Raw genomic sequence first — 18,851 nt, 5'->3', positions numbered from 1 at the left:
TTACCGCCACAAGCGCGCCAACGGCAACACCACGCCGCCGAACAGCGACAAGTCCGCCGAGGGCCGGCAGGGCGTCGCCGCCGGCGCGCGGCTAAGCCTTGCCCAGCTCGGTGTCGAGCTGCTTGATGGCGGCCTGCGCCTGCGCGATGACGCGGTCGGCGACGCGCTGGCGCATGCCCTGCACGCGCCCGGCCGCCTCGGCCTCGAGCATGATCGGCGTCAGCAGGTGCAGCGCCGAGCCGTGGAAGCCGTCGGCCACCAGGTCGAGCTGGGCGTGGAAGCTCAGTTCGGCCTGGTGGAGCTGCAGCCGCAGCTCCTGCTCGAAGGCGGCGCGCTTGTCGCGGATCTCCGAGCGCTTGCGCTTGCCGCCGTCGGCGAACCACTTGAACACCCCGGCCAGCAGCACCGCGCCGCCGACGAAGGGCGCCACCGGCGCCACCACCGGCAGGATCACCGCCGCGCCGAACAGGTAGGCGGCGGTGCCGGTGCCGGCCGCCGCCACCGCGCCGCCCATCAGGGTGACGTTGGCCGCCGTGTCGGCGCTGTTGGCCAGCCGCGTGCCGATGCGCAGGCGCGGCATCAGGCGCGCCAGCGCGGTGTGGTGCTGGCGTTGGAACACCGACGACTGGCTCAGCCGCATGGCCTGCTGGAACAGGCGCAGGCCCTGCTCGAGCAGGTGCAGCGCCTCCTCCTTGCGCCGCACCACCCGGTCGAGCCGGCGCTCCATCTCCTGGCCGAACTGGTTGCGGCCGATGCTGCCCCACACCTCCTCGTCCTTCCACTTGTCGGTGTTGAGGCGGTCGGTGATGGCCAGCTCGATGGCGTTGCCGGCGTCGTGCACGGCGTCGTCGATCTCCTGCACCAGCATGCTGCGCTCGTAGGCGATGCGCGCGTCGATCAGGGTCAGGCGCTGCTGCACCTGCTGCTTGAGCTCCTGCGCCGCGCCGATCACGCTGGCCGCGCTGGCCTCGCCCACCTGCAGCATCTGCGCCTGCTCCTGGTAGGCCTGGATGGCGCCGGCGATGGTCTGCATCGCGCCCTGCACCTGCTGGCGCAGCTGCAGCTGGTCGATCTGGCCGGACTGGAACTGGCGCGCCTGCTCCAGCAGCGCCGGCTGGCCGGTGCTGCGGCCGAAGTCGGCCACCACGTCGGCCAGCGAGCGGCCCTTGACCAGCTTGCGCGCCTGCTCGCCCAGGTTGGCCAGCAGGCCGCGCTCGTCGCCGGCCGGCAGACCGGCCAGGCCGTCGGCCGGCTTGACGCCGAGCGCCTTGGCCAGCCGCTGCGCCAGGCCGCGCGCCTCGGCGCCGTGCAGCGCCAGCAGCGGCAAGCTCGTGTTGAAGGCGGAGTCGCGCGCCGCCTGCTCGACCCCGGCGCAGCTGCGCGCCAGCGCGTTGAGCGCCCAGTCGATGCTGACGCCGGATTCGATCGTGTTGAGCACCAGCGCGGTGAAGACGGCGGAGGCCTTGCCCTCGCCGGCGATGTCGGTGACGGCGGCGAACTGCGCCAAGGTGAGCGCGCCGTCGGCGGCGGCGATGGCGCCGACCGCGCGCGCGTAGGCCGAGCTGAAACTCTGGTCGGACGACAGATGTTCGTCCAGCGAGCGCACATGCACATTGTGCTCGTGCTGCTGGACCGGGGGATTGCCGTTATTGCTGTTCACAACTGCTCCAGTTCTTAACGATTGCCCTGGAAGCATTCTAACTGAAGCAGGGCAAGGCCTGCCGTACTGCTTGTACGAAAAACACTATCGTCTTGCTAGAAACCATTGCCGAACGCGCCAGTCGTGGTTGCTTTACAACAACTACAGTGGACGCCGCCTCCGCGCCCGCCTCACTGCGGCGCCTCGGTCGACAGGATCAGCGTCTCCTTGATCTCCTCCATCACCACGTAGCTCTTCGACTGCGCCGCGCCGGGCAACTGCAGCAGCATGTCGCCGAGCAGCTTGCGGTACTCGGCCATCTCGTGGATGCGCGCCTTGATCAGGTAGTCGAAGTCGCCCGACACCAGGTGGCACTCCTGCACCTCGGGGATGCGCAGCACCTCGCGGCGGAACTGCTCGAACACCGAGGCCGACTTCTGGTGCAGCGTGATCTCGACGAACACCAGCAGCTTGGCGCCCAGCGCCGGCGGGTCGACGCGGGCGTGGTAGCCGGTGATGACGCCGTCGCGCTCCATGCGCTTGACGCGCTCGATGGCCGGGGTGATCGACAGGCCGACCTGCTCGCTCAGGTCCTTCATCGAGATGCGCCCGTCGTCCTGCAGGATGCGCAGGATCTTGCGGTCGAGCTTGTCCAGGCTGCGGACGGATTCTTTTTGAATTCGCATGAACTTCCACTAAATTTTGCTGGTTATACAGTAACAAACACTGGCTGAATGAACATATCATAGTGCTTTATCTGGTCGTAGTCTAAAAAATTCAGGGGACAGGAAAATGCGCGTAGTTATTCTCGGCAGCGGCGTCATCGGCGTCACCAGCGCCTACTATCTGGCCCGGGCCGGCCACGACGTGACCGTGCTCGACCGCCAACCCGGCCCGGCGCTGGAAACCAGCTTCGCCAACGCCGGCCAGATCTCGCCCGGCTACGCCTCGCCCTGGGCCGCCCCCGGCATCCCGCTGAAGGCCGTCAAATGGATGATGCAGCGCCACGCGCCGCTGTCGATCAGCCCGGACGGCACCCTGTTCCAACTGCAGTGGATGTGGCAGATGCTGCGCAACTGCACGCCCGAGCGCTACGCCGTCAACAAGGAGCGCATGGTGCGCCTGGCCGAATACAGCCGCGACTGCTTCAAGACCCTGCGCGCCGCCACCGGCATCGAGTACGAGGGCCGCCAACAGGGCACCACCCAGCTGTTCCGCAGCCAGAGGCAGCTCGACGACGCCGCCAAGGACATCCAGGTGCTGCAGGACACCGGCGTGCCCTTCGAGCTGCTCAACCGCGAGCAGCTGGTCGGCGCCGAGCCGGGCCTGGCCAAGTCCAAGGACCGCCTGGTCGGCGGCCTGCGCCTGCCCAACGACGAGACCGGCGACTGCCAGTTGTTCACCACCCGCCTGAGCGCCATGGCCGTCGAGCTGGGCGTCAAGTTCCGCTACAACGTCGACGTCCAGGGCCTGGCCACGGCCGGCGACGAGATCGCCGGCGTGCAGTGCGGCGCCGAGCTGGTGCGCGCCGACTCCTACGTGGTGGCGCTGGGCGCCTACTCGACCCAGCTGTTGAAAAAGCTGGTCGAGATCCCGGTCTACCCCTTGAAGGGCTACTCGATCACCGTGCCCATCGTCGACGCCGGCGCCGCGCCCACCTCGACCATCCTCGACGAGACCTACAAGATCGCCGTGACCCGCTTCGACGACCGCATCCGCGTCGGCGGCATGGCCGAGATCGCCGGCTTCGACACCCGCCTCAACCCGCGCCGCCGCGAAACGCTGGAGATGGTCGTCAACGACCTGTTCCCCGGCGCCGGCGACACCGCCGAGGCCACCTTCTGGACCGGCCTGCGGCCGATGACGCCGGACGGCACGCCGGTGGTCGGCCGCACCGGCCTGCGCAACCTGTTCGTCAACACCGGCCACGGCACGCTGGGCTGGACCATGTCCTGCGGCTCGGCCCAGCTGCTGTCGGACATCATCTCGGCGCGCCGCCCGGCCATCCAGTCGAGCGACCTGTCGGTGGCCCGCTACAGCAAGGACGGCGCGCAGCGCCGGCCCGAACTGGCCAACGCCTGAGCCCCGCCCCGGCGCGCCGACGCGCGCCGGGGCGCCTGCCGTCGCGCCCGCTCTATTCCGACCACAAAGCGCCTCGTCGCGCATCATTGCATTGAGCTTGGAGTCGTGCCTGACGTATAATTTTGTACATGAATAAACTCGAAGCATTCGGCCACATCGCCGCCCTCGCCATTCGTGGCGAACTGGTCTTCCCCACCAGCGTCAACGCCGCGCTGCGCGTACAGCTGGCGTTGGACGATCCCGACTGCCCGATCGACAAGGCGATCAGCCTGGTGCTGGCCGAGCCGCTGCTGGCGGCGCGCACCGTCGCCATCGCCAACTCGGCGATGTTCAACCGCGCCGGCGCGCCGGCCATCACCAACGTGCGCGGCGCCATCATGCGCATCGGCTACCAGAACCTGTTCGCCCTGGCCGCCGCCATGGTGGTGCGCCAGTTCGGCAGCAAGATCGTCGACCCCGGCGTGCGCGCCAAGGCCGAGCAGCTGTGGGACCACACCATCCACGTCGCCGCGCTGGCCCGCATCATCGCCCGCCAGGTCACCAACATCAACCCGGACACGGCGCTGTTCGCCGCCATCGTGCACGAGGTCGGCGGCTTCTACCTGCTGTCGCGCGCCGACGAGTTCCCCGGCCTGCTCGAGGAGGACCCGGAGAACTGGCAGCCGGCCAGCGAGGAAATCATCCTGCGCGAGGTGATGGCCAAGCTGTGCATCCCGGACGAGGTGGCCCAGGCCATCGAGGGCCTGCGCGACAGCTTCCTCTCGATCCCGCCCGACAACCTGCTCGACACCCTGCTGCTGGCCAACCACCTGGCGCCGGTCACCTCGCCGCTGCAATCGGCGCCGCGCGAGCTGCCGCCCCACGCCGACTCGGTGATCGACCTGTTCATCGACGAGGAGACGCTGGCGGCCATGCTGGCCGAATCGGAGGTCGACGCCGCCGCCATGAGCGCGGCGCTGCTGGTCTAGCATGCAGGCGGCCCCGCTGTCCTACGGTTCCGACCAGTCCGGCCTGGTCTGCGGCTACCTGTTCGGCCGCGCCGCGCACGGCCTGGCCATCGAGGCCGACGAGGCGCGCGCCTGGCTGGCCGCGCGCGAGGCCCATCCCGCCGAATTCATCTGGCTGCACTTCAACCTGGCCAACACCGCCAGCGAGAAGTGGCTGCACGAGCACACCCGCCTGCCCGAGGAGTTCCACGAGAGCCTGCACGAGGGACCGCGCTCGACCCGCATCGAGCAGGCCGACAACACCCTGATCGCCGTCGTCAACGACGTGCTGCACGACTTCTCCTTCGAGCCGTCGGACATCTCCACGCTGTGGCTCAGCGTCGACCGGCAACTGGTCATCAGCGCGCGGCGCAAGCCGCTCAAGGCCATCGACGGCCTGCGCAACGCGGTGCGCAACGGCGAGAACATCCGCTCCTCGGTCGAGCTGCTGATCCACCTGCTGCGCGACCAGGCCGACGGCCTGCTGAAGATCGTGCGCGCCGCCATCGCCCGCGTCGACGCCATCGAGGACAACCTGCTGGCCGGCAAACTGAACACCAAGCGCGCCTCGCTCGGCGAGCTGCGCCGCGTGCTGGTGCGCCTGCAGCGCCTGCTGGCGCCCGAGCCGGCCGCGCTGTTCCGCCTGCTGCAGCGGCCGCCCGCCTGGGTCGCCGAGCTCGACGCGCAGGAGCTGCGCGAGTCCACCGAGGAGTTCTCGATGGTGCTGGCGGACATGGCCTCGCTGCAGGAACGCATCAAGCTGATCCAGGAGGAGATCGCCGCCCTGGTCAACGAGGGCAACAACCGCAGCCTGTTCGTGCTGACCATCGTCACCGTGCTGGCCCTGCCGATCAACATCATCACCGGCCTGCTCGGCATGAACGTCGGCGGCGTCCCGCTGGCGCAGGACGACGGCGGCTTCTGGATCGTCGTCGCCATCGTCGCCAGCTTCACCGTGGTGGCCGGCTGGCTGGCCTTCCGCCGCCAGCGCGAGCGGATCTAACCCCACCCCACCGCAAGACATGCCATGATGAAAAGCAGTTCGAATAGCGGCCTGGTGTATTCCACCGAGCTGGGCCGCACCTGTCCCGTTTGCCGCCGGGCGCTGGCCGCCTGCGCCTGCCAAGGCCAGGCCAAGGCCGCGCCGGCGGGCGACGGCAAGGTGCGCGTGTCGCGCGAGACCAAGGGCCGCGGCGGCAAGTGCGTCACCCTGGTCAAGGGCGTGGCGCTCGACGCCGCCGCGCTGGCCGCGCTCGGCAAGCAGCTGCGCGCCGCCTGCGGCAGCGGCGGCACGGTCAAGGACGGCGTCATCGAGGTGCAGGGCGACCACTGCGACAGCGTGATGGCGGCGCTGCTCAAGCTCGGCCACGATCCCAAGCGGGTCGGCGGCTGATGCGCCGGCAACGTCTCGGCCTGCTCGGCCGGCGCCTGCCGCCCGTGTTCCAGGCCTTGGCGCTGGCGCTCTGCGCCGCGGCGGCGCCGGCGCTGGCCGGCCCGGCCGGCGACAACGCCGGCGCGCGGCCGTTCGCCGACAAGCCGCTGGCCGCCGCCCACATCCATGTCGACAGCCCGGCCCAGTTCCTCAAGTGGAGCGGCAAGCCCGTGCGACAGGACGACGAGCCCGGCCGGGTGTTCAAGAAGACCCGGCTCGGCACGCTGGCCTTCGGCCCGAACCTGCGGGTGCACCTCGACGCCATCGAGAACACCGTGCATTTCCCCTCGTCCTACGAACTGGTCGACGCCGCCTCCGGCGCCCTGCTCGGCCGCTACGAGGTGTTCGACCTGGACGACGCCGAGTGGTACTTCAGCGGCAACGGCGCGGCCTATGTGAACCAGACCCACCTGTCGCTGTGCGGCCAGCGCACCACCCGCAAGATCGCGCAGAAGGGCAAGGCGCTGGCCGAGGTGGCGCAGCCGCTGAGCTACATCGGCGTCGACACCACCGTCGAACAGGCCACCGCGCTGTACGAGTCGCCGACCAGCCGCACGGTGGTGGCCAGCGTCGCCGCCGGCAGCACGGTGCACGTCATCGGCCTGCTGCCGGGCAAGTCGGCGCAGGCGCGCGACAAGCTGGCCCTGCTGCTCAAGACGCCGTTCGGCCTGACCGGCTGGCACCGGTTGGACTACGCCAGGGGCGACTCCGGCCTGGCCATCTACCAGTGCAACTAGGCTCCCGCGACCCAATAAGCATTGACAGATAAACATTTTGATTGCCAACCAGGCAATCCAATGCTATTCTCGCGCCTTCACTAAATCCGTCTCCTGCTCGACGAGCACGCAGGGCGTATCCAACGATCCGCCCGCCGCGCACGCAGTAGCTAGAACACCACAATATTTGGGGCATCCATGCATTTCAACACCATCAAGTTGGCCATCGCCGGTTTCGCGGCACTCAGCACCTTCTCGGCGCAAGCCACCGAACTGGTTAAAAACGGCGGCTTCGAGCAGGTCAGCGGCATCGGCCAGTTCAACCACACCGTCACGGTCAGCGACTGGTCGTCGAACGGTTACAACTTCGTCTTCGCCGCCGGTTCGGCCGACACCACCGGCTCGGTCGGCTCCTACGGCGCGTTGACGCTGTGGGGCGCCAACAATGGCGGCAACAACCCGCTGGCCGCCAGCCACAACGGCGGCAACTTCATCGCCGCCGACGGCGCCTTCGAAGTGTCGCCCATCCAGCAAACCATCAACGGCCTGGTCGTCGGCCAAAAATACACCGTGAACTTCGAATGGGCCGCCGCGCAACAGTCCGGCTTTGACGGCGCCACCACCGAGCAATGGCTTGTCAACCTGGGCAACAGCGCCGCCACCCAGCAGTCGACCGCCGTCTACCACAACCCTAGCCACAGCTCGAGCGGCTGGATGAAGGAAAGCATGACCTTCACCGCCGCCGGCACCAGCCAGATCCTGTCCTTCCTGGCGGTCGGCACGCCGGAAGGCAAACCGCCGTTCTCGCTGCTCGACGGCGTCTCGATGACCTCGGCCGTGCCGGAGCCTGGCTCGTGGGCCATGCTGTTCGCCGGCCTGGGCATGGTTGGCTTCATGGCGCGTCGCCGTCGCCAGGGCAACGCGGCCTAAGCCACGCCCGCGCAGGAATGACCGCGAACCGGACAGGGGCAACCCTGCCCGGTTTTGTCGTTGTAGACGGATGCATCCGATATGAACCTGATCCACAGCCTTTTCGCCCATGTGCCCGCCTTCGCCCTCAGCGTGTTTCGCCTGAGCGTGTGGCTGGTCCTGTTGGCGGTGATCTTCGTGCCGCTGGAGCGCTGGCTGGCCGTGCGGCCCGGCCGCCCCGCCCGCGCCGACCTGCTCAGCGACCTGGCCTACTACTTCCTCAGCAGCCTGCTGCCGGCCATGCTGCTCAGCGTGCCGCTGTCGCTGCTCGCGCTGGCGGCGCAGCAGCTGGTCCCGGCCGCCGTGCCGGCCGCCCTGGGCGCCCTGCCGCTGGCGGCCCGCTTGGCGCTGGCCTTCGTCGTCGGCGAGATCGGCTTTTACTGGGGCCACCGGCTCAGCCACGAGATCCCCTGGCTATGGCGCTTCCACGCCATCCACCACAGCCCAGAGCAGATGTACTTCCTCGTCAACACGCGCTCCCATCCGGTGGACACGGTGTTCACCCGCCTGTGCGGCATGCTGCCGCTCTATCTGCTGGGCCTGGCCGGCCCCAGCGCCGGCGGCAGTGTCGCGCCGGCCGGCCTGATCGTGCTGGGCACGATCTGGGGATTCTTTATCCATTCCAACCTGCGCCTGCGCTTCGGCGCGCTGGAGTGGCTGATCGCCACGCCGGGCTTCCACCACTGGCACCACAGCCGCCACGAGTTCATCAACCACAACTACGCCTCCATGCTGCCGCTGTGCGACAAGCTGTTCGGCACCCTGCACTTGCCGCCGACCTGGCCGACCGCCTACGGCAGCGACACGCCGCTGCCGCCCGGCTTCGCCCGGCAGTTGGTCGATCCGCTGCGCGGGCCGGACAAACGGCCGGCACCGCCGGGCTGATCGGCCGGCCGGCGGCGCGCCGGCGCCGCCGCCGTCGCGGGCGGAATCGGTTAAACTTGCCGCATGAAAAATTTCGAACACCGGCGCGACCGGTTTGAGCTGTTCGCCGGTTTCGACAACCCGCGCATCAACCTGGGCATGGCGCTGACGCTGCCCGACTTCCGGCCGTTCTGCAAGGCGCGCCGGCTGCCGCCCTTCCACTTCTTCCTCTACTGTCTGCTCGACAGCGTGCAGTCGATCGACAACTTCCTGTACCGCGTCCACGACGGCGAGGTCATCAAGATCGAGCAGTTCTACGGCTCCTACACGGTGCTCAACCAGGACAACAACCTCAACTACGCCCGCTTCGTCCGCTCGCCCGACCTGGCCGAGTTCGTCGAACGCAGCGTGGCGGCCGGCCGCCTCGCCCAAGCCAGCCGGGCGTTGATCAACACCGGCGCCGACCTGAGCCCGCGCGAGATGCGCGACAACGTCTACAACACCTGCCTGCCGTGGCTGGACCTGACGGCCATCGAGCATCCGCTGTACCGCCACCACGAGGCCGACATCCCGCTGATCGCCTGGGGCCGCTTCAGCGCGCCGGCCGGCGCCACGCTGACGCTGCCGTTCTCGATCCAGGCCCACCACGGCTTCGTCGACGGCCACCACGTCCACCAGCTGACCGCGCGGCTGGCCGCGCGCATCGCCGAGTTGATCGGCTGAGCGGCGGCACGGATGAGGCCGTGTCCGAATGTCGGCACTGACCCTGCAGTAGCTGCGGTCAGAAGCAGCATCACAGCGCCAACATTTAAATAAACTTTTTTGTTTACTTATGCGGTGGAGCCCGCTATATTGCCATTCATGCACACTTGAATGGCCAACATGAAATCATCCCTGCTCATCACCGCCGCCTGCCTGTTGGCGCTGCTGTCGACCATCGGCGCGGCGCTGCCCTACCCCATCCTGCCGCCGCTGTTCGCCGCCGGCGTCAGCAACGGGCTGAACCATTTCCTCGGCCTGCCGCCCAAGCTGCTGTTCGGCCTGGCGCTGACCATCAACCCGCTCGGCCTGCTGATCGGCTCGGCCCTGCTCGGCCCGTTGTCGGACCGCTACGGCCGCCGCCCCGTGCTGCTGGTCACCGCCCTCGGCGCCGCGCTGGGCCACGCCCTGACGGCCTGGGCGCTGGTGCTCGAATCGTATCCGCTGTTCATCCTGGCGCGCTTCGCCACCGGCCTGCTCGAAGGCAACGGCTCGGTGGCGCGCGCGCTGCTGGCCGACCGCCTGCAGGGCGACCTGCGCCTGCGCGCCCTGTCCTGGCTCAACGGCGCCTTCTACATGGGCTGGCTGGCCGGCCCGCTGCTGGCCGGCGCCACGCTGGCCTGGGGCGTGACGACGCCGTTCTGGGTCGCCACGGTGGCGCTGACGGTGACGGCGGCGCTGGTCGCCGTGGCCCTGCCGCGCGAGGCGCCCAGCGGCGCCAACACCTCCTGGTGGCAGGTGGCGCGCGACGGCCACGCGCTCAACCTGCTGCGCCACGCCGAGCTGCGCCAGTTCTTCGTCGTGCAACTGGCCTACACCTGCGGCGTCACCGCCTTCTACGAGTTCTATCCACTGTGGCTGGTGGAGGTGCCCGGCTACGGCGCCCGCGGCATCGCCTGGACCACCGCCGCCATGTGCTCGGTGATGATCGCCACCACCTGGTTCGCCGGCCGCCCCAGCCAGCGCGACCCGCTGCGCCGCGCCTGCCTGTACGCCGCCGGCACGGCGGCGGCCGTCGCCGTGCTGGCCGCCGGCAACGCCCGGGTCGGCCTGGCCGCCATCGTCCTGTTCGGCATCCCGCAAGCCTTCTACATGGCCATCGTGCCGAACTGGTGCGCCGAGCGCTTCGGCCGCCACGGCCAGGGCGCGGTGATGGGCTTGATCTCCACCACCTTCTGCCTGGCCAACATATTGATGGCGCTGGCCGGCGCCGTGCTGACCTTGATCGACACCCGCCTGATCCTGCTGCTCGGCGCCGCGCTGACGGCCAGCTCGGCCTGGCGCCTGCACACCTGGCGCCGCGAAATGGCCGCCAACGCCGGCCTGCAGGCGGTGCAATCGTGAGCACCGCCGAACAGGTGTTGTACCTGCTCAAGACGCGCGGCGCGCAGACCGCGCAGCAGTTGGCCGCGCTGCTCGGCTTGACCTCGATGGGCGCGCGCCGCCAGCTCGAGGCCTGGCAGGACAAGGGGCTGGTCGAATTCGAGGAGACGGCCGACAAGGTGGGCCGCCCGGCGCGCCACTGGCGCCTGACGGCGGCCGGCCACGCCCGCTTCCCCGACCGCCACGCCGACCTGACGCTGCAGCTGATCGAGCAGGTGCGCGGCCTGTTCGGCGCCGCCGGCCTGGAGCAGTTGATCAGCGCGCGCGAGCTCGACAGCGAACGCCAGTACCGCGAGCGGCTCGGCGCGCAGACGGCCGACTGGCCGGCGCGCGCGGCCGCGCTGGCCGGGCTGCGCAGCGCCGAGGGCTACATGGCCGAGGTGGAACAACAGGACGACGGCAGCCTGCTGCTGATCGAGAACCACTGTCCGATCTGCGCCGCCGCCACCAGCTGCCAGAGCTTTTGCCGCTCCGAGCTGGACATCTTCCGCCGCGTGCTCGGCGAGGGCGTCGCCGTCGAGCGCGCCGAGCACCTGCTGGCCGGCGCGCGCCGCTGCGTCTACCGCATCACGCCGCTGCGCGGCTGAGCCGGCGCCCCGCCTTGGCGCTCCGCCTTGGCGCGCCGCCGGCGATGCGGCGGGCGCACGCGCAAAAAAGCCGGCGCGAGGCCGGCTTTTCAATGCGTCAATTCCCGGAGGAATTAGAAGCTGTAGCGCACGCCTACGGACAGCATGTCGGCTTTCAGGCTGACTGGCTCGTCTTTGGCGATCTTGCCGAAGTTTTCGTATTCAGCAACGAAGGAAACGTTCTTGTTCAGCTGGTAAGCGGCACCGATGCCGAATACGGCGGTGGTGCGGTTTTCGCTTTCCGACGAGTAGAAGCCTGCCGCGCGCGCGGTGACTTTAACGTGGTTTTGCGCGATGCCGACTTTGCCGAACAGCGAGAACTCGTTGTTCAGTGGCAGGGTGCCGGTAGCGGCGACGAAGACGGTTTGTGGCTCCGACTTGATGTAGCCGCCGCCGTTGTTGATTTCGGCCTTGCCGAAGTTTACGTAGGCAACTTCAACGCCGTAGTTGGCGGTGAACTGGTAGCCACCGTTCAGTTTGAAACCGGTGCCGTTGTCTTTCAGCGAAAAACCTGGAGCGTTCAGTTTCTGTTCCGAGCGACCGACGTTGCCGCCGACGAAGTAGCCTTCAGCTTGCGCTGCGACTGGGAAAGCGATTGCTGCACCGATCAGAGCGGCGATAAATTGTTGTTTCATCTTTAATCCTGTTTTTTTTGATATTGAGGCGATATAAGCGCCTCCCCAATGACGGGGCAGCGCATTTTACACTCTAGGCAACTAATTTATCAAGGGCAACATCGAATAAAGATTGTTCGGCTGTATTGGCAAAGCATCCGTTTGAATGACGGCAAGCCGGCGAATTGCAGGAATAAACTCTCGGGTGCATCGCGGCGCGGGCCGCCGCCGCCGCCGATACTCGGCCGGCGCGAGCGGCCTTGGCCTGTCCATCGTGCGCACCGTGATGGCGCTGCACCACGGCCGTTGCGAAGCCGCCAGCGCCGCCGGCCTAAGCCGCTTCAGCTTGATCTTCCCGCCCCGCGCCGGCTAAGCGGGCAGGCGCGTCAGGCCGCCGCTTCAAGCTCGCGCTTCGCGCCGGGGTTGACCACCGCCGCCGACCAGACGCTGTCGAGCGGACCATGCAGCACGCGGCGCGCGGTCAGGCGGGCGCCGTACAGCAGCAGCGCGGCGCCGGCCAGCGCGGTGAGGTCGACGCCCAGCGTGGCCGCGCTGGTGTGCGCCCACAGCCCCAGCGACGGCGCCAGCACGGCGACCAGCGAGGTCAGGGGAATGGCCAGCGCGGCCAGCGCGCACAGCTTGAGCAGGTCGACCGCGCCGCGCGCCGGGCCGCGCCAGAAGGCCCAGGCCACGGCGCCGAGGAAGACGCCGTAATACACCGCCAGATAGGCCGCGTTGATATTCGCGGCCGAGCCGTACAGCCACTTGCCGGCCACCATGGTCAGCAGCACGCCGGCCACCGAACCGAGGCAGACGCCCAGCGTGGCCGAGGCCATGCGCAGCGTGGTCCGCGTCTGGCGCGGCGGCGCCTGGTCGCGGATCTGGTTCTTGCGGCGCTTCTCCACCCACAGCAGATTGCCCGAGTAGAACAGGAAGGCGCCGCTCAGGCCGAACACGAAGTACACCCAGCGCATCATATTGCCGCCGTAGCTGCCGAAGTGCAGCGCGAACAGCGGCGTCACCAGCGAACTCCAGGTGTCGGCGTGGCCCGGCAGCATGGTCTTGTTGGTCACCTCGCCGCTGTACGGGTTGAGCATCACATAGGCCGACTCCGGCCCGTGCACCAGGTGGCGCGGGTTGAGCACCGCCGCGCGTATCATCGGCCGTGGCCCGTCCAGGCCCATGAACAGCATCTCGCTGACGTGGAAGTCCGGCGCGGCCTGCCGCACCTTGGCGATCAAGACGGTGGCCGGCAGCATGTCGCCCACCGCATGCGGCACCGGCTTGCCGCCGCCGCGCTGGAACATCGGCGTGTCACCGTAGACCACCTCCTGCAGGCTGTCGTAGAACTGGTCGTGGAAGGCGAACACGATCACCGTCACGCTGATGACGACATGGAACGGCAGGCTGGCGATGCCGACGACGTTGTGCGCGTCGAGCCAGAAGCGCTTGCGGTTCTTGCCGGCGCGCAGGGCGAAGAAGTCCTTCACCAGCGTCGGCAACAACAGCACCACGCCCGACACCAGGGCCAGGAAGTACATCACGCCGGCCACGCCCATCAGGTAGATGCCGAGGTATTCGTCGCCCAGCGTGCCGGGCACGCCGCCCGTGCGGTGCAGCATGTCGATCAACTGCGCCAGCAGCGAGGGCAGCTCCTGCCGCGCCACCAGCTTGCCGTCGCCGTCCAGCGTGGCCTGCCAGCGCTTGGCGGACAGGTCGATCTCGCGGCCGCCACCGCCGCTCCAGGTGAGCGGCGCGGCGACGTTCTCGTGCTGTTCCAGATGCAGCGTGAAGCCCTTGCGCGCCGCCGGATACTGTTCCAGCACCTGGCGCACCAACGGGTCGAGCCGGGCCTGCGCCACCGGCTGCAGGGTCTGCGCCGGACTGCTGATCCAGCGGTCCAGCGGCCCCTTGAACATGGTCAGCGCGCCGGCGAAGAAGCCGATGAACAGCAGCATGCCGGCGCCTATGCCGACCCAGGTGTGCAGCGCTTGGTAGATGCGCAGGATGTCGCTACGAATTTTCATGTCGGGAGTCCACGGTACATAAACAACAGGGCATAGGCCAGCAGGTTGGCGGCGCCCAGCCAGCCCAGCGCGCTCAGGCCGCTACGGAACAGATACGTCAGGCTGAACACCGTCATCCAGATCGGCGCGATCAGCCACATGACGAACTGGTTCTTTTGCGGCGCCGAAATGCCGCCCGGGCCGGCCCAGGCGAACAGGCCGGCCAGCGCCAGCGCCAAGGTCCAGCCCAGCACGCACCCGGCCAGGGTCTTGCTCCACCAGTCGGGACGGATGGCGGCTTTCTTTTCAGGCTTGCTGGTCACGGCGCGTCCTTTTGATCAACAGGGAGAAGAACGGCAGCAGGCTGAAGGCCAGCATTTGCAGCATCAGCCAGCCGAACACGGCGGTGATGGCGCTGAAGGCGGCCAGGCCGCAGCCCAGCGCCAGCAACAGCAGGGCGGCGCCGGCGGCACGCCAGGACGTGGCCGCCAGCGGCTGCGCCAGCCAGCCCTGGTGGCGGTGGCTCAGGTAGAGGATGGCGCAGGCCAGCCAGGTCAGAACAAAGAACAGTATGAACACGAGTGCTTCCCTATCGATGTGGAGAATGCGGCGCGGCAGCCGGCGCCGCACGCCAAAAAAGGAATGCCCACGTGATGGGCATTCCCTTGGCTGCTCAGGCGACGGCCGGCGCCGTCGGACGGCTTAGAAATTGTATGTGGCGCTCACGTAGTAGTTGCGGCCCAGCTCGAAGGAGAGGAAGTCCTTGCTCTTCTTCTCCAGGTCCACGTCGGTCAAGTTCTTGACACCGGTGCGCACGGTCAGCTGCTCGTTGACCTTGCCCGACAAGGCCAGATCGACGCGGGTGTAGGCCGGCAGAGTCTTGCCCTGGTAGATCTGCTCGCCGGTGTAGTGGGCCGACAGCGAGGTTTGCAGGCGGTCCATCGGCTTCCAATTGAGGCTGACGTGGGCCATGTTCTTCGGCCGGTTCTCCAGCTTGACCTCTTTGCCGGTCTCGTCGGTATAGTCGGCCTTCAGGCGGGTGTAGTTGGCGCTCAGCGAGAAGGCCTTGTTCAGGTCGACGTCGCCCTGCACTTCCAGGCCGCTGGTCTTGGCCTTGGCCACGTTGACCCACTGGCGGCTGTTGGCCACGCCGTCGTAGGTGGCGATGATCATGCTGTCGACATCGTTCTTGAAGACGGCGGCGGTCAGGTTCCAGTGCTGCTGGTGCAGCTCGACACCGAACTCGTAGTTGAGGCTCTTCTCCGGCTGCAGGTCGGGGTTGCCGCCCAGGTAGCAACTACCGCCGCAGCTGATGACGCTGTATTCCTTGCTCAGCTGGTAGGCTTCCGGCGCCTTGAAGGCCTTGCTGACGCCGCCCTTGACGGTCACCGCGCTGCTCGCCTGGTAGGTCAGGTAGGCCTTCGGCGAGTAATGATTACCGAAGGAGTCGGCGTGGTCGGCGCGGCCGGCCAGGGTCAGGCTCAGGTCCTTGCTCAGCGCGATCTCGTCCTCGAAGAACAGGGCCTGGTTGTTGGTCTTGTGCTGGCCGCTGACCAGGTAGGTCAGCGGCCCTTGATCACCTGCTTGCGCAGGTCGACGCCGGCGCTGATCGCGTTGCTGCCCAGCGCGAAGTTGGCGTACATCTTGGCGTAGGTGTTCTCCTCTTTCAGCGTGCGCGTCTGCGGTGTCGGGTAGCGGCTGTTGTAGTCGTCGATGGTGGCCTGCTCGCGGCTGACGTAGGCCGTGGTGCTGCCCCAGTCCCATTCCGCCCGGTGCGTCAGGCCGAAGGTGTAGCGGGTCATTTCCTGGTCGCGGTAGTCGCGCGATTCCTTCTGGGTGCGCGGGTTCAGCGCGTAGTAGTACAGGCCGCGCGGACGCTTGTCGTTGTTGTAGCCCAGGTCGAAGTCGATGCTCTGCTTGTCCGACAGTTGGTAGGTGGCGGTGCCGACCAGGTTGCGCGTGCGCTTCTCCTCCAGGCGCGGCGGCCGGGTGGTGTCGGCCGCCGAGGTGCTGTACCAGGCGTCGCGGTCGGAGGTCTCGCCGCTGATCGACAGGCTCAGGCGGTCGTTGATGGCGCCCGAGGTGGAGGCGCCCAGGCGGTACTCGCTGCCCTCGTCGCCCGAGGCGATGCTGCGGTACTCGCCGCTGACGCTGCTCTTCCAATCCTTGGTCGGCGCCTTGGTGATGATGTTGACCACGCCGCCGATGGCGTCCGAGCCGTACAGCGCCGCCATCGGGCCGCGCACGATCTCGACGCGTTTGATGCTGCTCAAGGGGATCGAATTAAAGTCGAAGTCGCTGCCGCGCCACAGCGCGCCGCCGGACGACAGGCGCTTGCCGTTGACCAGCATCAAGGTGTACTTGCCGGCCAGGCCACGGATGATGATCTCGTCGCGGCCGGTGCCGTCGGCCAAGTTGCTCACGCCGACCGTTTCACGCAGCAGATCGGCCAGGCTGTTGACCGGCGACTTGGCGATGTCCTCCGCCGTCACCACGGTCGTGAAGGCCGGCGCCGAGGCGATGGTGTGGGCGCGCAGCGTGGCCGTGACCACGACCTGCTCGACGTCCCCGCTCACGGCCGAGCTGGCCGCGTCCGCCGCGTAGACCGGTTGAAAACCAATACTTGCAATTGCCATCACCAACGTTTTTTTTGTAATAGACATCAACTCACCCAGTTGTTATTAAGTTACACGTTAAAATGCGAATGATACTGATTCTCATTCACTAATGCAATAAGATATTTGCAAAGTTGATATGCATCAATAACGGAGATGCCGCAGGTGGAGGCGGAACCGCGCATTTTCAGCGCATGGGGAGGAGGTTTACACGTGTTTTGGCGCGTCTTCCGGGCGATTTCCGACCGACGCCAAACGCGGACGAGACGCGCTGCGGCGCAGCACGGCCGGCCGAAACGACAACGGGCGCGCGTTTCGCAACGCGCGCCCGTCGATCAAACGCTTGCCGGCGGCAAGCCGATGCTTAGTTGTGCACCGAGTTCAGCTGGCGGGCGATGATGTCGTGGTTCAACCAGATCACCGGTGCGCGCGGCGCCGACATCTCGTGGAACATCAGCGGACCGGTGCCTTCGAGCACCAGCGAGCTCAGATGGTCGGTGATCAGCGCCTCGCGGGTCTTGTGCAGCTTGGTGATGCCGTCCGAGGTGCCGATCATGACCTCGGCCAGCTCCGGCGTGTTGTCCATCGGCCAGGCGGCGAAGTTGCGGAACAGGACGCTGGTGGCGTCGCCGTTGTAGGCGGCGATGCGGTCGAGTAAATCCTGCAAGGACACGCCATCTTCCAGCAAGCTCTGGCAAACCTCCCACTGCTGCTGGCTCCAGGCGGCGCCGCCCTCCTTCTTCAGCGCGTTCAACAGGGGGAACAGCGACAGCTCGACGCCGGCGAAGATATCCGAGGAGTTGGTGCGGATTTCCGGGCAGTTGAACACGCTGGCCTTGACGCCCTTGGCCCAGGCGCCCTTGGCGACATCCTCCAGGCGCATCTTGGCGCGGCCCTGGGTGTAGTTGCTGTAGGTCTGCCACTGGTATTTGTCGTCGATCAAGATCTCGGTGCCGTGGTAGCCGTAGGCGCTGTAGCGCGCCTGGCCGCCCTGCTGTTCCAGGCGGGCGCGGATGGCGGCGCTGCCGTCGATCAGGTGTTGGAAGGTGTTGGCGGTGACTTCGTCGAAGTTCATCAAGATCAGCTTGCCCAGGTCGCTGTCGAGCAGCGCGCGCGAGGACATGAAGCGCTCGCCGCGCCCCTTGTAGATGCGGTTGGCGATGGCCAGGAAGACCTTGACCTTGGGAATGCCGCCGGCCATCGTGTGGGCGAAATACACATTGCTGCCGTCGGGGATCAGGCTGTCCAGCTCGGCCATGGCCTTGGCCACCGAGGCGCTGAAGCGCGCCGTGCCGGCGGCGCGGCAGCGCTCGATTTGCGCCCAGTCCAGCTTGTCTTCCTGCCAGCTCTTCAGGGTCATGCCGGCCAGCAGCGCGGTCGGGGTCGGCTCGCCGTCCGGCGCGTCCAGATCGAAACCGGCCATCAGCGGCACGTTGATGACGCGGCCGCCCAGATTGGCCTCGGCCGTCGCCAATTCCTCGGCGTCGAGCGGACGCAGTTGCAGGTTCTCGTCGCGGCGACCCACCGTCATGCCGACGATGTTCATGCCCGCCTTGCGCGCCTCATCCAGCAGGCCGTTGACGTAGCCACGGCCGAACAACTCGCCGAACAGGACGAAGGTGTCGCCCTTGCGGAAGATGTTTTCTTTTGGAATGTCTCGTAAGGACGTGATCTCGGTCATAGTATTCAATTCGTTCAAAAATTAACAAAAAAATCGGCTAACGCCTCGTCGACTGCTGGTCCAACAGCGCAGCCGCTAATTATGCGCCATTTTGGAGCAGAAACCCATGGGGGACGTGAGCATCGGCAAGTTTGAACGAGGAAATATCCGCTGTTGTATTTGCGATGCCTGGCTTGCCGCCGCTTGCGCCGATGTGCGTCGACACAACGATGCGCAGGTCCGCCCGGGCAAGCTGTTTCGATATCATGCATCAAATTCAGTTCCGGCACTAAGCCGATGAATCTAAACGACAGTTTGTCCGCGCGTCGCGCAGCGCATTGGCGCCGCCGCGACAGGCCGCAAATTTCGCGCCAAAAAGCGATCAATATTTATCTTTTATTTTTACGCGCAGGCCTATTTTCAGGCTCAGCCGACAGTGCTATCTTGGTGACGTCAAGCCGTTGATCTCTCACTTGAAAGAGCAGCCAGCATGCAAGCAT

General features: G+C 67.1%; 20 protein-coding genes. 10 read left to right on the top strand and 10 right to left on the bottom strand.

Annotation, left to right across the window (positions count from 1 at the left end):
- Positions 1–91 precede the first annotated feature (91 nt).
- Entirely contained in the window at positions 92–1,660 is a 1,569-nt protein-coding gene (locus tag QC826_RS09955) for a hypothetical protein (RefSeq protein WP_279765461.1), read from the bottom strand.
- Positions 1,661–1,830: 170 nt separating this feature from the next.
- Entirely contained in the window at positions 1,831–2,325 is a 495-nt protein-coding gene (locus QC826_RS09950; protein WP_279765460.1) for an Lrp/AsnC ligand binding domain-containing protein, read from the bottom strand.
- Between the two features lie 106 nt (positions 2,326–2,431).
- Here QC826_RS09950 and QC826_RS09945 point away from each other — a divergent pair, with 106 nt between their 5' ends.
- The 10 genes from QC826_RS09945 to QC826_RS09900 all read left to right on the top strand — a co-directional run bounded on the left by QC826_RS09945 (position 2,432) and on the right by QC826_RS09900 (position 11,417).
- The gene (locus QC826_RS09945; RefSeq protein ID WP_279765459.1) at positions 2,432–3,721 is read left to right on the top strand and encodes a D-amino acid dehydrogenase; all 1,290 of its coding nucleotides are present in this window, start codon (positions 2,432–2,434) and stop codon (positions 3,719–3,721) included.
- Positions 3,722–3,849: 128 nt separating this feature from the next.
- Positions 3,850–4,689, top strand: a complete 840-nt coding sequence (locus QC826_RS09940; protein WP_279765458.1) for an HDOD domain-containing protein — start codon at positions 3,850–3,852, stop codon at positions 4,687–4,689.
- Between the two features lies 1 nt (position 4,690).
- Positions 4,691–5,710, top strand: coding sequence for a transporter (locus QC826_RS09935; RefSeq protein ID WP_279765457.1), 1,020 nt, complete (start codon positions 4,691–4,693; stop codon positions 5,708–5,710).
- 27 nt (positions 5,711–5,737) lie between these two features.
- Positions 5,738–6,100 carry a translation initiation factor Sui1 gene (locus QC826_RS09930; RefSeq protein ID WP_279766433.1) on the top strand — a complete coding sequence of 121 codons (363 nt, stop codon included), beginning with the start codon at positions 5,738–5,740 and terminating at the stop codon, positions 6,098–6,100.
- Complete coding sequence (locus tag QC826_RS09925) at positions 6,100–6,876, top strand: hypothetical protein (protein ID WP_279765456.1); 777 nt, start codon at positions 6,100–6,102, stop codon at positions 6,874–6,876. The genes QC826_RS09930 and QC826_RS09925 overlap by 1 nt, the downstream gene beginning before the upstream one ends.
- A gap of 177 nt (positions 6,877–7,053) precedes the next feature.
- Positions 7,054–7,785 (top strand): PEPxxWA-CTERM sorting domain-containing protein, encoded by a 732-nt coding sequence (locus QC826_RS09920; RefSeq protein ID WP_279765455.1) that lies wholly within the window; start codon positions 7,054–7,056, stop codon positions 7,783–7,785.
- Between the two features lie 81 nt (positions 7,786–7,866).
- Positions 7,867–8,709 carry a sterol desaturase family protein gene (locus QC826_RS09915; protein ID WP_279765454.1) on the top strand — a complete coding sequence of 281 codons (843 nt, stop codon included), beginning with the start codon at positions 7,867–7,869 and terminating at the stop codon, positions 8,707–8,709.
- Positions 8,710–8,772: 63 nt separating this feature from the next.
- The gene (locus QC826_RS09910) at positions 8,773–9,411 is read left to right on the top strand and encodes a CatA-like O-acetyltransferase (RefSeq protein ID WP_279765453.1); all 639 of its coding nucleotides are present in this window, start codon (positions 8,773–8,775) and stop codon (positions 9,409–9,411) included.
- 159 nt (positions 9,412–9,570) lie between these two features.
- Positions 9,571–10,791, top strand: a complete 1,221-nt coding sequence (locus QC826_RS09905) for an MFS transporter (protein ID WP_279765452.1) — start codon at positions 9,571–9,573, stop codon at positions 10,789–10,791.
- Positions 10,788–11,417 (top strand): helix-turn-helix transcriptional regulator, encoded by a 630-nt coding sequence (locus tag QC826_RS09900; protein WP_279765451.1) that lies wholly within the window; start codon positions 10,788–10,790, stop codon positions 11,415–11,417. Before QC826_RS09905 ends, QC826_RS09900 begins: the two co-directional genes overlap by 4 nt.
- Before the next feature lie 113 nt (positions 11,418–11,530).
- Here the strand turns inward: QC826_RS09900 and QC826_RS09895 are convergent, their stop codons facing one another.
- The 8 genes from QC826_RS09895 to QC826_RS09860 all read right to left on the bottom strand — a co-directional run bounded on the left by QC826_RS09895 (position 11,531) and on the right by QC826_RS09860 (position 18,619).
- On the bottom strand, positions 11,531–12,091 hold the full coding sequence (locus QC826_RS09895) for an outer membrane beta-barrel protein (protein ID WP_279765449.1): 561 nt from the start codon (positions 12,089–12,091) through the stop codon (positions 11,531–11,533).
- Between the two features lie 365 nt (positions 12,092–12,456).
- Positions 12,457–14,097 carry a PepSY domain-containing protein gene (locus QC826_RS09890; RefSeq protein ID WP_279765447.1) on the bottom strand — a complete coding sequence of 547 codons (1,641 nt, stop codon included), beginning with the start codon at positions 14,095–14,097 and terminating at the stop codon, positions 12,457–12,459.
- A complete protein-coding gene (locus QC826_RS09885) occupies positions 14,094–14,399 on the bottom strand; it encodes a hypothetical protein (protein WP_279765446.1) in 306 nt (101 codons plus the stop codon). The genes QC826_RS09890 and QC826_RS09885 overlap by 4 nt, the downstream gene beginning before the upstream one ends.
- Positions 14,383–14,655, bottom strand: coding sequence for a hypothetical protein (locus tag QC826_RS09880; RefSeq protein WP_279765445.1), 273 nt, complete (start codon positions 14,653–14,655; stop codon positions 14,383–14,385). Before QC826_RS09880 ends, QC826_RS09885 begins: the two co-directional genes overlap by 17 nt.
- A 123-nt stretch (positions 14,656–14,778) precedes the next feature.
- Positions 14,779–15,633, bottom strand: coding sequence for a TonB-dependent receptor (locus QC826_RS09875; protein ID WP_279766432.1), 855 nt, complete (start codon positions 15,631–15,633; stop codon positions 14,779–14,781).
- Between the two features lie 5 nt (positions 15,634–15,638).
- Positions 15,639–16,712, bottom strand: coding sequence for a TonB-dependent receptor plug domain-containing protein (locus QC826_RS09870; protein WP_279765444.1), 1,074 nt, complete (start codon positions 16,710–16,712; stop codon positions 15,639–15,641).
- Between the two features lie 343 nt (positions 16,713–17,055).
- A complete protein-coding gene (locus QC826_RS09865) occupies positions 17,056–18,372 on the bottom strand; it encodes an enoyl-acyl carrier protein reductase FabMG (RefSeq protein WP_279765443.1) in 1,317 nt (438 codons plus the stop codon).
- A 79-nt stretch (positions 18,373–18,451) separates the two neighbouring features.
- Positions 18,452–18,619 carry a hypothetical protein gene (locus tag QC826_RS09860; protein ID WP_279765442.1) on the bottom strand — a complete coding sequence of 56 codons (168 nt, stop codon included), beginning with the start codon at positions 18,617–18,619 and terminating at the stop codon, positions 18,452–18,454.
- Positions 18,620–18,851: the final 232 nt, after the last annotated feature.

Source organism: Rugamonas sp. DEMB1 (genome assembly GCF_029834475.1).
Taxonomy (GTDB): domain Bacteria; phylum Pseudomonadota; class Gammaproteobacteria; order Burkholderiales; family Burkholderiaceae_D; genus Rugamonas; species Rugamonas rubra.
This window is presented reverse-complemented; position numbering and strand designations above follow the sequence as displayed.

What these genes read in the sequence shown, in the direction of transcription:
- QC826_RS09950 (WP_279765460.1), bottom strand. Translation starts at nt 2,325, where the DNA reads ATGCGAATTCAAAAAGAATCCGTCCGCAGCCTGGACAAGCTCGACCGC.
- QC826_RS09945 (WP_279765459.1), top strand. Translation starts at nt 2,432, where the DNA reads ATGCGCGTAGTTATTCTCGGCAGCGGCGTCATCGGCGTCACCAGCGCC.
- QC826_RS09940 (WP_279765458.1), top strand. Translation starts at nt 3,850, where the DNA reads ATGAATAAACTCGAAGCATTCGGCCACATCGCCGCCCTCGCCATTCGT.
- QC826_RS09935 (WP_279765457.1), top strand. Translation starts at nt 4,691, where the DNA reads ATGCAGGCGGCCCCGCTGTCCTACGGTTCCGACCAGTCCGGCCTGGTC.
- QC826_RS09930 (WP_279766433.1), top strand. Translation starts at nt 5,738, where the DNA reads ATGAAAAGCAGTTCGAATAGCGGCCTGGTGTATTCCACCGAGCTGGGC.
- QC826_RS09925 (WP_279765456.1), top strand. Translation starts at nt 6,100, where the DNA reads ATGCGCCGGCAACGTCTCGGCCTGCTCGGCCGGCGCCTGCCGCCCGTG.
- QC826_RS09920 (WP_279765455.1), top strand. Translation starts at nt 7,054, where the DNA reads ATGCATTTCAACACCATCAAGTTGGCCATCGCCGGTTTCGCGGCACTC.
- QC826_RS09915 (WP_279765454.1), top strand. Translation starts at nt 7,867, where the DNA reads ATGAACCTGATCCACAGCCTTTTCGCCCATGTGCCCGCCTTCGCCCTC.
- QC826_RS09910 (WP_279765453.1), top strand. Translation starts at nt 8,773, where the DNA reads ATGAAAAATTTCGAACACCGGCGCGACCGGTTTGAGCTGTTCGCCGGT.
- QC826_RS09905 (WP_279765452.1), top strand. Translation starts at nt 9,571, where the DNA reads ATGAAATCATCCCTGCTCATCACCGCCGCCTGCCTGTTGGCGCTGCTG.
- QC826_RS09895 (WP_279765449.1), bottom strand. Translation starts at nt 12,091, where the DNA reads ATGAAACAACAATTTATCGCCGCTCTGATCGGTGCAGCAATCGCTTTC.
- QC826_RS09890 (WP_279765447.1), bottom strand. Translation starts at nt 14,097, where the DNA reads ATGAAAATTCGTAGCGACATCCTGCGCATCTACCAAGCGCTGCACACC.
- QC826_RS09870 (WP_279765444.1), bottom strand. Translation starts at nt 16,712, where the DNA reads ATGGCAATTGCAAGTATTGGTTTTCAACCGGTCTACGCGGCGGACGCG.
- QC826_RS09865 (WP_279765443.1), bottom strand. Translation starts at nt 18,372, where the DNA reads ATGACCGAGATCACGTCCTTACGAGACATTCCAAAAGAAAACATCTTC.
- QC826_RS09860 (WP_279765442.1), bottom strand. Translation starts at nt 18,619, where the DNA reads ATGATATCGAAACAGCTTGCCCGGGCGGACCTGCGCATCGTTGTGTCG.